Annotated in this window: 11 protein-coding genes; 8 read left to right on the forward strand and 3 right to left on the reverse strand. The window is 36.5% G+C overall.

Annotation, left to right across the window (positions count from 1 at the left end):
* Nucleotides 1–65: 65 nt before the first annotated feature.
* Together DFQ08_RS00450 and DFQ08_RS00455 are read right to left on the reverse strand one after the other, a co-directional pair.
* Nucleotides 66–416 carry a hypothetical protein gene (locus DFQ08_RS00450; RefSeq protein ID WP_114307838.1) on the reverse strand — a complete coding sequence of 117 codons (351 nt, stop codon included), beginning with the start codon at nucleotides 414–416 and terminating at the stop codon, nucleotides 66–68.
* Complete coding sequence (locus tag DFQ08_RS00455) at nucleotides 416–1,390, reverse strand: polyprenyl synthetase family protein (RefSeq protein WP_114307839.1); 975 nt, start codon at nucleotides 1,388–1,390, stop codon at nucleotides 416–418. The genes DFQ08_RS00450 and DFQ08_RS00455 overlap by 1 nt, the downstream gene beginning before the upstream one ends.
* A 184-nt stretch (nucleotides 1,391–1,574) precedes the next feature.
* Between DFQ08_RS00455 and DFQ08_RS00460 the strand changes: the two genes are divergently transcribed.
* The 8 genes from DFQ08_RS00460 to DFQ08_RS00500 all read left to right on the forward strand — a co-directional run bounded on the left by DFQ08_RS00460 (nucleotide 1,575) and on the right by DFQ08_RS00500 (nucleotide 12,796).
* Complete coding sequence (locus DFQ08_RS00460) at nucleotides 1,575–2,177, forward strand: TetR/AcrR family transcriptional regulator (protein WP_114308630.1); 603 nt, start codon at nucleotides 1,575–1,577, stop codon at nucleotides 2,175–2,177.
* Between the two features lie 3 nt (nucleotides 2,178–2,180).
* On the forward strand, nucleotides 2,181–3,527 hold the full coding sequence (locus tag DFQ08_RS00465) for a TolC family protein (protein ID WP_114307840.1): 1,347 nt from the start codon (nucleotides 2,181–2,183) through the stop codon (nucleotides 3,525–3,527).
* A 14-nt stretch (nucleotides 3,528–3,541) separates the two neighbouring features.
* A complete protein-coding gene (locus DFQ08_RS00470; RefSeq protein WP_114307841.1) occupies nucleotides 3,542–4,723 on the forward strand; it encodes an efflux RND transporter periplasmic adaptor subunit in 1,182 nt (393 codons plus the stop codon).
* Complete coding sequence (locus DFQ08_RS00475) at nucleotides 4,723–8,214, forward strand: efflux RND transporter permease subunit (RefSeq protein ID WP_114307842.1); 3,492 nt, start codon at nucleotides 4,723–4,725, stop codon at nucleotides 8,212–8,214. Before DFQ08_RS00470 ends, DFQ08_RS00475 begins: the two co-directional genes overlap by 1 nt.
* A 298-nt stretch (nucleotides 8,215–8,512) precedes the next feature.
* Entirely contained in the window at nucleotides 8,513–10,267 is a 1,755-nt protein-coding gene (gene aspS, locus DFQ08_RS00485) for an aspartate--tRNA ligase (protein WP_114307844.1), read from the forward strand.
* A gap of 19 nt (nucleotides 10,268–10,286) precedes the next feature.
* A complete protein-coding gene (locus DFQ08_RS00490) occupies nucleotides 10,287–12,107 on the forward strand; it encodes a chloride channel protein (RefSeq protein ID WP_245935339.1) in 1,821 nt (606 codons plus the stop codon).
* Nucleotides 12,108–12,245: 138 nt separating this feature from the next.
* Nucleotides 12,246–12,488 (forward strand): hypothetical protein, encoded by a 243-nt coding sequence (locus DFQ08_RS00495; protein ID WP_114307845.1) that lies wholly within the window; start codon nucleotides 12,246–12,248, stop codon nucleotides 12,486–12,488.
* A gap of 116 nt (nucleotides 12,489–12,604) precedes the next feature.
* The gene (locus DFQ08_RS00500) at nucleotides 12,605–12,796 is read left to right on the forward strand and encodes a cold-shock protein (protein WP_092446448.1); all 192 of its coding nucleotides are present in this window, start codon (nucleotides 12,605–12,607) and stop codon (nucleotides 12,794–12,796) included.
* 178 nt (nucleotides 12,797–12,974) lie between these two features.
* Here DFQ08_RS00500 and DFQ08_RS00505 read toward each other — a convergent pair whose 3' ends face one another.
* Nucleotides 12,975–13,427 carry a protease complex subunit PrcB family protein gene (locus DFQ08_RS00505; protein ID WP_114307846.1) on the reverse strand — a complete coding sequence of 151 codons (453 nt, stop codon included), beginning with the start codon at nucleotides 13,425–13,427 and terminating at the stop codon, nucleotides 12,975–12,977.
* Nucleotides 13,428–13,443: the final 16 nt, after the last annotated feature.

A 13,443-nucleotide genomic window follows, 5' to 3' on the forward strand; every position in this document is an offset into this window, starting at 1 on the left:
CCCTTTAAAGATACATATAAATAAATTTAAAATTGAAATAAAACTTAGGTTTACCAAGTTCGTTTTTAAGAATATTGGGCTTTATACCACACTTTTTGCCACTCGCGCTGCAGAATGATGAAAGCCACTTGTTGGGAGAGTACATAAACGTCACTGCCATCGAGGCTTTTAATGGTAGCCTCGGGAACGTCTACTATATATAATAGATTGAGATAGTCTGAAAACTTGGAATTGATAAGATGCAAGATGGTTTCGTGAAGCAGCATATTTAGACTCGTTGGCAAAATATCGTCTTTAAACTCAAGATCTATATTGGCATATAAGAGATCCTTATTGAGTTGTGCCACCAGTTTATGATAAAGCTCTAAGCCTTCGGCCTCTTGGATTAAATCATCAAAATTAGAAGGCAATTTCATTACACACGTCTATTCATTAACTGTTCACCAAATAAAAGTAAACCTTGTTTTTTAGCGGCATCAACATTTAAGGTCTCTAGGACTTTAAATGCTTTTTCCGTATAGGTTTTAACAGCATTTTGCGTTGCTTCAGCCGCACCAGATTTTAAGAATAAAGCTTTTACGCTAACCACCTTATCCTCATGAGAGAGCTCCGCATTATTCATCGCCGTTTTTAAACTTACGGTATCAGCTTCTGTCCCCAATTCTAAGGTTTTAAGGTAGAGGTAGGTTTTTTTGTTCTCAATAATATCACCACCTACTTGTTTTCCAAAGGTTTCAGGATTTCCAAAGGCATCTAAATAATCGTCTTGCAACTGAAATGCAATCCCTAATAAACGACCAAACTCGTAAATGGCGTTCTGATCTGCATCGGAGGCTTTGGCAACAATAGCTCCCATTTTCATAGCAGCTCCTACTAAAACTGCTGTTTTATACTCAATCATTTTCAGGTATTCTTCAATAGTGACATCATTACGCGTTTCAAAATCGATATCGTACTGCTGGCCTTCACAAACCTCTAAAGCCGTTTTACTAAATAGTTTTGCTAAGTCTTGGAAGGTTGAAGAATCATAGTTTTCAAACAACTGGTACGCCATTATTAACATGGCATCTCCAGATAAGATTCCGGTATTAAGATTCCATTTTTCATGTACCGTTTCTTTCCCTCTACGTAAAGGCGCATCATCCATAATATCATCATGGACCAATGAAAAGTTATGAAACACTTCTATAGAAAGTGCCGCATCCATAGCTTTTTCTGCTGTAGCCCCAAAAACCTCAGCGGTCATTAAGGTTAATATTGGTCGTAAACGCTTCCCTCCTAACTGAAGAATGTAGTTTATAGGTTGATATAAATTTTGAGGTTCTTTATGTACAGTAAAACGTTCTAAATATTTTAGAAATGGTTTTTGGTATTGTTCAATGTGTTGCATAGGGCAAAAATAAATCAATTGTTTTAATAATAAAGACTGTCTAGTTTTAAAAAAACAGAAGGCTTCAAGGTCGACCTAAAAAAAGATTTTTAAACTATGGAAACTATTTTGGTTTTTAAAGTTTCCTGCCGTAGTTTTGCAGCCTGATAAAAAAAGCTTTCCACAATTGCTGGAGAACCAAATTATGAAAGACAAAATAATACTTAAATCTGTTGATCTCTTCTTAAACTTAGGGTTTAAAAGTGTTACTATGGATGATATTGCCAATGAGATGGGCATTTCAAAAAAAACCATTTATCAACATTTTCAAAACAAAACCAAATTAGTTGAAGCGACTGCCATGAATGTTTTTAGTAACATTTCTCAAGGTATTGACTGTATTTGCGCGTTGGATAAGAACCCCATTGAAGAACTTTACGAAATTAAGAAGTTTGTGATGCATCATTTAAAAAATGAAAAGTCATCACCGCAATATCAACTTCAAAAATATTACCCTAAAATATTTTCAAATTTAAAGCGTAAGCAATTTGACAAAATGATGACCTGCGTTACCCATAACTTAGAACGTGGTGTAGCCCAAGGCATTTATAGAGACTCTATTAATATTGATTTTGTAGCACGCCTCTATTTTAACAATATGCTCTCTTTAAAAGACCCTTATATTTTCCCGAGAGAACAATTCTCCATGACCTTATTAATGAACAACTATTTAGAATATCATATTAGAGGTATTTGCTCAGAACAAGGTTTAAAAACACTAACTCAATTACATATCAAAGAAAACTAAGCAATGAAAAAAATACGCTTTATTTTAATCGCTTTTATTCTTTTTCAAATGGGCTATGCGCAGCAGGAGCCTACAAGTCTTTCGCTTCAAGAAGCTATTGACTATGCTTTGAAAAACAATAGATCTTCCCTTAACGCCTCTCAAGATATTGAAGCTGCCAAACGCCAAAAGTGGGAGACCACCGCTTCGGGTTTACCGCAATTAAGTGGAAGCGTTAACTACCAAAACAATTTAAAACAGCAAGTTTCTGTTATTCCTGCTGAATTTTTTGGTGGTCAACCTGGAGAATTTACGGAAGTTATTTTCAGTACCAAACAAAGCATGACGGCTTTTGCAACTTTAAATCAGAAAATATTTGATGGTTCTTATATTGTAGGACTACAATCTGCTAAGGTTTACCTTAAAATATCAGAAAATGCCAAAGTTAAAACCGACCTAGAAGTTAGACAGGCCGTTATTGAAGCTTATGGTAATGTGCTTTTAGCCGAAGAGAGTATCGCTATTTTAGAACGTAACATTAGTGTGCTTGAGAAAAACCTTTACGAAACCAACAAGATTTTTGAAAACGGTTTGGAAGAAGAAGAAAGTGTAGAGCAACTAAAAATTACACTCTCTAGTGTAAAAAGCAATTTAAACAACACCAATAGACTCAAAACTTTAGCCTACCAGATGTTGAATATTACCTTAGGTCTAGATGTTTATAAACCTATTGAACTCACGGATAACTTAGAAGCCTTAACCACGCAGAATATGGCTCTAGACATCTTAGATTCTGACGTTAACCCAGAGAACACTATAGATTATCTTATTGCACAAAACGATGCCGAATCTAAAGCGCTTTTATTAAAGTTAGAAAAAAGTAAAGCCTTACCAACATTAAACGCTTTTATTAATGGTGGGTATTCGGGATATAGTGATGAATTCACTTTTAATAAAAAGAGTCAAGACTGGTTTGGATCGTCTTTATTCGGTGTTAGCTTAGACATTCCTATTTTTAGTTCCGGAATGCGTACGGCCTCTACCCAAAGAGCACAAATCAACTTAGAAAAAGCAGAAACGGAATTAACAGAAACCGAGCAACGCATTAAATTAGAAATTGCATCGGCTAAAAGTGATTACCAATTTGCTATTGAAGATTATCAAAATAAAAAAGAAAACTTAGCTCTTGCAGAACGCATTGAAACTAAAAACCAAACTAAATTTTTTGAAGGTATAGGCTCTAGTTTTGAACTTAGACAAGCCCAAACCCAATTATACGCTGCCCAACAAGAACTGCTTCAAGCTATGCTCGATGTTGTAAACTCTAAAGCAGACCTAGAAACCGTCTTAAACACTCCAATCCAAAATTAAAAATAACGACTCCGATGAAATATATCTCTCTATTAATAATTGTTGCTGCGTTAACAGCATCATGCACAGGAAAAAAGAAAAATTCCGTAGAATATGTCTTAGAGCAGGGCAATCTAGAAACCATAAGAACTAAACGAAGTGAACTTGTGGCAGACCAGCAAGCCATAAACGATAAAATTAAACTTTTAGATCAGAAAATAAAAAGCTTAGACACCACTAAAAACGTTCCTTTAATTACAACGTTTAAAGCTGAAGGCCAAGTTTTTAATCACGTTTTAGAATTACAAGGTAACGTGACCACTAAAAACCTTTTAACCATTACCCCAGAGTTTAATGGGATCTTAACTAAGGTTTATGTTAAGGAAGGACAAAAAGTAACAAAAGGACAGACCTTAGCAAAAATTGACGATGGCGGACTTAGCCAGCAATTGGCACAATTAAAAATTCAGGCCGAACTAGCAAAAACCACCTATGAGCGTCAACAACGTTTATGGAAACAAAACATTGGTAGTGAAATTCAGTACCTGCAAGCGAAATCGACTTACGAGTCCCAACAAGAAGCGGTAAACCAACTTAATCAACAAATTGCAAAGGCGACCGTTAAAGCACCTTTTACAGGAACAATTGACGATATTATTACAGAGCAAGGTAGTGTTGTGGCTGCAGGCCAAACGCCATTAATGCGTATTGTAAATTTAGAAGATATGTATATTGAAACTGAAGTACCAGAACGTTATGTTTCTGATGTAACTAAAGGGAAAAGTGTTCATGTTAGCATTCCTGTTTTAGGAAAAACAATTGAAACTAACATTCGTCAAGCCGGTGATTTTATCAATCCTGCTAACCGTACTTTTAAGATTGAAGTTGAAATCCCAAATAAAGACAAAACAATTAAACCTAATTTATCGGCACGTTTAAAAATTAACGATTACACGAGTGAAAATGCAGTATTAATTCCACAAAGTGTTGTTTCAGAAAACTCAGATGGCGAGCAGTATGTTTATGTGGTTTCAGATAAAAATGCAAAAGGTATTGGCACGGCTAACCGTGTTATTATTACCACCGGAAAAACACAAGACGACGTTATTGAAGTTTTAGAAGGTTTAGAACCTGGTGCAGAAATTATAAAAGAAGGTGCTCGTAGCGTTAGAGACGGGCAAGCTGTAGAAGTGATTAATTACGAAATTAAAAACTAATGACTGAAAACAAAAAAAATACCGAAAAGGAATTTGGTTGGTCATCTTGGGCCATCAACAATAAGACCACAATGTATGTGCTTATTGCTGTATTTTTCTACTTAGGAATTTCAGCATTTTTCGACATGCCTAGAGAGGCTTTTCCGGAGGTTAACGAAACCAAGATTTACGTAAGTACCATCTACCCTGGGAATACCGCGGAAGATATTGAAAAGTTAATTACAAATCCGGTTGAAGATCAGCTTAAAACCGTAAGTAATGTTGTAGAAATTACCTCAACCTCACAAGAAGATTATTCTATGGTGGTTGTAGAATTTGATGAGCATATTACGGTAGAGCAAGCCAAACAAAAGGTTAAAGATGAAATTGACTCGGAAACGGCAAGTGAAGATTGGCCAACTTTTAATGGCGCCAAGGTAGAGCCTGATGTTTTTGAATTAAGCCTTTCCGAAGAAATGCCAATTCTTAACATTAATATCTCTGGAGACTACCCTATTGAAAAATTAAAGGATTATGCCGAATACCTTCAAGAAGAAATTGAAGATTTACAAGAAATTAAAAAGGCAGATATCCGTGGAGCTCAAGAGAAAGAAGTTGAAGTCGCTGTAGACATCTATAAAATGATGGCTGCAAAAGTGACCTTCAATGATATTATTGGTGCTATTAGCAGCGGAAACGTTACCCAATCTGCAGGAAACCTGAAAGCGAGCGGTCAACGCCGTACCATTAGAATTATTGGAGAGATTGAAACGCCTTCAGAACTTGAAAACTTTGTGGTTAAAGCCGAAAATGGTAATCCAATTTATTTAAAAGACGTGGCTACAGTTTCTTTTCATGAAGAAGACAAAACCACCTTTGCCCGTAAATCTGGAAAACCCGTTGTAATGCTAGACGTTAAAAAACGTGCTGGTAAAAACATGGTGGCCGCTGCAGAACAAACCCAATCGATTGTTCAGAACGCTATAGATAATGAATTCCCTAAAGACCTTGAGGTGACCATTACTAATGATCAATCTCCTGTAACCATAGGTAAGGTTGACGATTTGGTAAACAACATCATCTTTGGTGTTATCTTAGTCGTTACCGTCCTTATGTTCTTCTTAGGGTTTAAAAATGCCCTATTCGTTGGTTTTGCAATCCCAATGTCTATGTTTATGTCCTTAATGATCTTGGGGCTTATTGGCTATAGTTTAAATACCATGGTTTTATTCGGACTTATCATGGGACTCGGAATGTTGGTGGATAACGGAATTGTGGTTGTAGAAAACGTGTACCGTCTTATGGAAGATGAAGGCATGAACCGTATTGAAGCTGCAAAAAAAGGAATTGGTGAAATTGCTTACCCTATTATTATTTCTACCGCAACAACAGTTGCCGCCTTTGTCCCTATTGGGTTATGGCCTGGAATTATGGGTGAGTTTATGAAAATCTTACCAATTACCCTATCCATTGTATTAGGCTCCTCGTTAATTGTAGCCATCTTCTTTAACTCTGTATTGGTCTCACGTTATATGACCACAGAAGATAAGGATATGCCGCTAAAGCAAATTATTAAAATCACGGTAATTATTGCCGCTTTCGGCATCTTAATCTTAGTATTTGGTGGGACCTACCGAGGCTTAGGAACCATTATGGTCTTTACCGCTATTATGCTTTGGGCTTACCGCTATTTTATTAGAGGCTGGGCCAATAGTTTTCAGAATAAAGCCCTTGTAAGTCTAGAGAATTGGTACGAAGTTCGCTTAAGAAAAGCGCTTTCTAAAAGGCAACCTTACGTATTAACTATCGTAACCTTCGTTCTTTTATTTGCGGCATTTATCGCCTTTGGTTTATCTTTAAAAAGTCAGCGTACTAAAGTCGAGTTCTTCCCAGATAATAAGCCCAACCAAATTATTGTCTATATAGAATATCCACAAGGAACGGCTATTGAAAAAACCAATGCCATTACAGCACAGATTGAAAAACGTGTAGAAGCCGTTATTAACGACGGGCAATACATGGATGGGGATCGTAACTTTTTAGTAGAAAGTGCCGTTTCTCAAGTTGGTGAAGGAGCCGGAAACCCTCAAACCGATATGGGATCTGGAGCAGAAATGCCCCATAAAGCTAAGATTACAGCCTCTATGCGGGAGTACAAATATAGACGTGGTGAAGACAGTGAGCTGTTACGTCAAAAAGTACAAGAAGCCTTAGTGGGGATCTTTCCTGGGGTTTTAATTTCTGTTGAAAAAGACACCAACGGTCCACCTGCCGGACCACCAATTAATATTGAAATTGAAGGCAGTGACTATGACCAACTCATAGGACTAGCAGAGCAAATGCGAAGCTTTATTAACTCTAAAAACATTCAGGGTATCGATGAACTTAAAATCGACGTCAATAAAGACAAACCCTCAATGCTTGTTGAAATTGATAGAAAAAAAGCCGGAGAATTAGGGATTTCTGCCAGACAAATAGGCGATCAATTACGAAACTCTATTTTCGGTTCTAAAGCAGGAATTTTCAAAGAAGACGGCGATGATTTTGATATCTATGTCCGCTTTAATGAAGACAACCGTTACGATAAAAGTGCCTTATTTAACCAAAATATCACTTTTAGAGACAACACAGGTCAGATTAAAGAAATTCCATTGTCTACAGTTGCCAAGCAGAAAAACAATTCGGGCTTTAGTGCCATTAAGCACAAAGACACCAAACGTGTGGTTACCGTATACTCTGCCTTATCCCCTGGATTTACTGATGCCGGAGCAATTGTAACGCAGATTCAGAATGAAATGAAAAGTTTTGAAGGTTTACCAGAAGACGTGCACATTGATTATACGGGTCAGATTGAAGAACAGAATAAACAAATGGCCTTTTTAGTGGGCGCTTTTTTCACCGGATTAGGTTTAATTTTCTTCATTTTAATTTTCCAATTCAACTCAGTATCTAAGCCAACCATTATTATGATTGCTATTTTCTTGAGTTTCATTGGGGTCTTTGGCGGCATTGTAATCTCTGGAAGTGCCTTCGTGATTATGATGACTATGGTAGGGATAATTTCCCTTGCAGGAATCGTAGTAAACAATGGGGTGGTACTTCTAGATTACGCGCAACTCTTAATTGATCGAAAGAAAAATGAATTAGATCTTATTGAAACCGATTACCTTACAACTGAAGATTTATTTGAAAGTATCGTTAGAGCCGGAAAAGCCCGTTTAAGACCTGTTTTATTAACGGCTATTACCACGATTTTAGGTTTAATTCCGCTTGCCATAGGACTAAACATTAACTTCTTTACCCTATTTGCAGATTTCGATGCTAATATTTATATGGGTGGAGACAATGTGGTGTTTTGGGGACCATTAGCCTGGACCGTTATTTACGGTTTATTAGTGGCCACCTTCTTAACCTTAATTGTGGTTCCTATTTTATTCTTTTTAAGTATTAAACTTAAAATGTGGATGCGCTTAAAGTTTACTTCAGAACCTTTAAGAGCTGAAAAAAAGTAAGGCTTTTATAACTTTATTTATAAAGTCTTTCCTTTAAAAAACACGTTATATAAAAGTCCTTTTCGGCTTTTGTATAACGTGTTTTAGGTTTTACTCGGTTTTCAAAATGCACTTTTAGTACTGCGTTGTAAACGGATTGTGTTTGGGATCTGTAGAACGGGGCCTTCAAACTGTAAAATATTCCACCTTCTAAGGATGAAAAATCCCAATTCATTATCCGATAATAATTAAACTTACTTAAATTTGCACCCGCATTCATCATAGCATTAGCAGCGATGAACAAAATTTAAATTTCATTATGTACAGAAGTCACAATTGTGGTGAATTAAGAGCATCACACAGCAATACAGAAGTTACACTCTCAGGATGGGTTCAAGGTGTTAGAGATAAAGGGTTTATGATCTATTTAGATCTTCGCGATCGTTATGGCATCACCCAACTTTATTTTGATGAAGAAAGCACTCCAAAAGAGATCATGGAAAAGGCTTCAAAATTGGGACGTGAATTTGTAATTCAAGTAACAGGTAAAGTTGTAGAACGTGCTTCTAAAAATCCAAATATTCCTACAGGAGATATTGAAGTTTTAGTATCAGAACTTAATGTGCTTAACAGTTCATTAGTACCTCCATTTACTATTGAGGACAAAACCGATGGTGGTGATGATGTCCGTATGAAATACAGATATATTGATATCCGCCGTAATCCGGTAAAAAATAAACTGATCTTTAGACATAAAGTTTCTCAAGCAGTGCGTAATTATTTATCGCAACAAGACTTTATAGAAGTTGAAACACCATATTTAATTAAATCTACACCAGAAGGAGCACGTGATTTTGTGGTACCTTCTCGTATGAATGAAGGCCAATTTTACGCTTTACCACAATCGCCACAAACCTTTAAACAATTGTTGATGGTTGGTGGAATGGATAAATATTTCCAGATTGTAAAATGTTTTAGAGATGAAGATTTACGTGCCGACAGACAACCCGAGTTTACACAAATAGATTGTGAAATGGCTTTTGTTGAGCAAGAAGACATCTTAAATATGTTTGAAGGCTTAACGCGTCACTTATTAAAAGAAGTGAATGGTGTAGACATCGAAAAGTTTCCAAGAATGCTTTACGATGATGCCATGCGTTTATACGGAAATGACAAACCAGACATTAGATTTGGAATGGAATTTGGCGAGCTTAACGCCGTAGCACAACATAAAGATTTTGGTGTTTTTAACAATGCCGAATTAGTGGTCGGAATTGCCGTACCAGGCGGAAACGCTTTTACGAGAAAAGAAATCGACAACTTAATTAAGTGGGTAAAACGTCCACAAGTGGGAGCCTTAGGTATGGTATACTCACGTTGTAATGACGATGGTAGCTTTAAATCTTCAGTAGATAAATTCTATGACCAAGAGGATTTAGCAAAGTGGGCCGAGGTTACTGGCGCTAAAGCTGGTGATTTAATCTGTATCTTATCAGGAGACAAAAATAAAGTAAGAGCACAATTAAGTGCGTTACGTATGGAACTTGCTGAGCGTTTAGGTCTAAGAGATCCTAAAGTATTTGCGCCATTATGGGTTATTGACTTCCCATTATTAGAGCTTGATGAAGAAACAGGAAATTACCACGCCATGCACCACCCGTTTACCTCACCAAAACCAGGACAAATAGAATTGTTAGATACCAATCCAGGCGAAGTAAAAGCCAATGCTTACGATTTGGTATTAAATGGTAATGAAATCGGAGGTGGTTCTATTAGAATTTACGATAAGAAAACTCAAGCCATTATGCTAAAACATTTAGGCTTTACTGAGGAAGAAGCAAAAGCGCAATTTGGATTCTTAATGGATGCTTTTGAATATGGTGCACCTCCACACGGTGGACTCGCTTTTGGTTTAGATCGATTGGTTGCCATTTTAGGAGGTCAGGAAAGTATTCGAGATTTTATTGCCTTCCCAAAAAACAATTCAGGTCGTGATGTAATGATTGATGCGCCTGCACCAATTGACGATCAGCAACTTGAAGAACTCAGCTTAAAACTAAATTTAAAATCTTAAAAATATTTAATCCTGCTTTATGCAGGATTTTTTTATTAGATTTAAGACCATGCCAAGAAAACATCCCATACTAAAAAAGATCCTAATATGGAGAACGAAGCACATCTCTGATAAACAGTTTGTGTTTTTTCTTAGTGTACTTGTTGGTATTACCTCTGGAATTGGAGCCGTAATCCTAAAAAACTTAACACACTTTATTCAACATTTATTAGAAGGCAATTTAGTGCGGTATTACCACCATGCTTTTTACTTTTTATTCCCTTTAATAGGTTTCATTCTGGTGTATTTAATTATAAAATACATTATCAGATCTAAGGTAAGTCATGGAATTCCTTCTACCTTATACGCTATAGCTAAACGTAAAGGCGTTATTAAACGCTACCAAATGTTTGGCTCTATATTAACCGCTCCCATCACCGTTGGTTTTGGTGGTTCTGTAGGTCTCGAGGGGCCTTCAGTGGCTACAGGGGCTGCAATAAGCTCTAATATTTCGAGGTTGTTTAGGATGAACCAGAAGACCAAAATGCTACTTATTGGCTGTGCTGCAGCGGGGGCCTTGTCTTCTATTTTTAAAGCGCCGATTGCTGCCATCATTTTTGCAATTGAAGTGTTTAGTTTAGATTTAACCATGGTGTCTATGATGCCGTTGTTATTAGCCTCACTCTCGGCAATTATCACCTCGTACTTTTTCTTTGGAGACGATGTTTTACTTCCCTTTAGAATTGAAGATCACTTTACCATATCTGATGTTCCTTTTTATGCCTTTTTAGGGGTTTGCGCCGCTTTTACCTCTATATACTTTAATCAGGTGTATGAGAAGGTGCAAGATTTTTTTGATCGCCTAGACTCCCCTATTAAGAAATTATTGGTTGGTGGTGTGGCCATTGGAGTATTGGTCTTTTTTATTCCACCACTCTATGGGGAAGGGTTTGAAACCATGAACAACCTTATTGCCGGAAACCCTCAAAAAGCCCTTGAAGCTAATTTTTTCAATTTAGATCTTTCAAATATTTGGGTCGTAATTGCGCTGTTAGCCGGATTGGTGTTTTTTAAAGTCTTTGCTAGTGCCATAACCTTTGGCGCAGGAGGTGTTGGTGGTATTTTTGCTCCAACTTTATTTATGGGAAGTTTAATGGGGAATTGTGTGGCCAAAATCATTAACAACTGTGGTTTGTTCAGCGCTCCCGTTTCCGAAAGTAATTTCACCCTGGTAGGGATGGCTGGTATATTGGCAGGCGTATTACAAGCGCCATTAACCGCGATTTTCTTAATTGCTGAATTAACCGGTGGCTATGATTTATTTATACCGCTAATGATCACAGCAGCCATTTCCTTCGGGATTACCCGTATTTTTTCTCCACATTCTGTTTATACGATGGAATTGGGTAGAAAAGGTGACCTTATTACACACGATAAAGACCATGCGATTCTCACCCTTATGGACATTCATAAGGTCATTGAAACCAATTTTATTAGTGTCACAACTAAAATGAATTTAGGTGAAATTATTAATACGGCCGTGGTCAAATCTAACCGTAATATTTTCCCTGTCCTAGATGAAACGAAGCAACAATTAAAGGGCGTCATCTTATTAGACGACATCCGCTCTATAATGTTTGATCAAAAGCTTTATAAGGAGGTTTTAGCCATGGAAGTTATGCAGAAACCACCAGCGATCATTAACCTTGATAAGGATAAAATGACGGTGATTATGAAAAAATTTCAGGAGAGTAATGCTTGGAATCTCCCTGTAGTGAAAAACGGGAAGTATGTTGGTTTTATTTCTAAATCTAAATTACTAACCGCTTACCGACGAGAATTGATAAACATCACCTCTTAAACGTTAAAACCGAACGGCATTAACAGCCTCCTAAGCGGGTATTAAAATATTAATTATTAACAGCATACCGTTTATAATTCCTTAATTTTGCAGCGAATAACAGGGGCGTTATCACATTTTTTAAGCCTATTTACTCTTATGAAACCTATAAAAATCATCACCTTTATTGCTTTTTTAGCCGCATTATCTAGTATTATTTGCGGTTTAATCCTCGATATTCCCTCCAAACAAAAATTAATTGGCTTTGGTGTTACCGGTTTATTTTTGGTGGTTTTCCCACTATTTTCTTACTACCGATGGAAAGACAAAAACGTGCAGGACTACATGCTCACAAAGGAAAACCTAGATAAAATGAGAGAAAATCAGCGCCGTTCTAAATGATAATTTTGGAAGATATTTTTTAAAGGATTTTCGATTTAATTTAAAATTAAACAATTTAATAACATTGCGTTTTAATTTTATAGTATCTTTGTCCTTTAATTTTTATTTATATTATAATGACTGGAACAGTTAAATTTTTTAATGATTCAAAAGGATTTGGATTCATTACCAACGAAGAAACAGGAAAAGACATCTTTGTACACGTATCAAACCTTAACGGCGTAGAATTACGCGAAGGTGATAACGTAGAGTACGATGAAGAAGAAGGAAGAAAAGGTTTAGTAGCTGCAAACGTGCAGGTATTATAAGTATATATCTTAAAGTTTCAACGCTCAACCTTTGGTTGGGCGTTTTTTTTTGCGCCATACTCAAGCGATTAATCCTTTTCATTATTAAAATTATAGCGTCCACCCTAGTAAAGACAAGACCTTAAATGGTAGTTATAAGGCTTCAGTTGAGAATCCTAAAGCCTTTCTAACCCCTCTTTTATTCAAAAATAACTGGTAAAGTAGTCTTAGGAATTTTCACAATACAATACGGCTGAGTTATAACACTCGTAGCGATACCTTCAGGAGATTTCTGCTTAACCTTAACCACGGTATGCTCAGAGGTATTATGCACTTCTAGATCTATACGATAGCCGCCACTCCCTTTAACATCACTAAACACGGCAATAATATCATAGTCTGAAAAATTAATATCCGTTTCAGTAAATTGTTCAGAAACCGTATTCACACGATTCATCTGCATAATTAAAGCCTGCCAATCTTTTGCATTGGTAATCACTAGGTTTTGTTTGCTTATCCCCTCTTCACCTGAGCCATGTAAATTTCCTTTCGCAATCTGTTGTGTTGTTATCATGCCGGTCTCATTATTTTTAAAACTGGTTTTGCAACTTAGAATCACAAGCGCAAAACAAAGGAGTAATTTCGTTTTCATAATTGTTTTTTTTAAT

It is taken from the genome of Winogradskyella arenosi, assembly GCF_003337305.1.
In the GTDB taxonomy this organism is placed as follows: domain Bacteria; phylum Bacteroidota; class Bacteroidia; order Flavobacteriales; family Flavobacteriaceae; genus Winogradskyella; species Winogradskyella arenosi.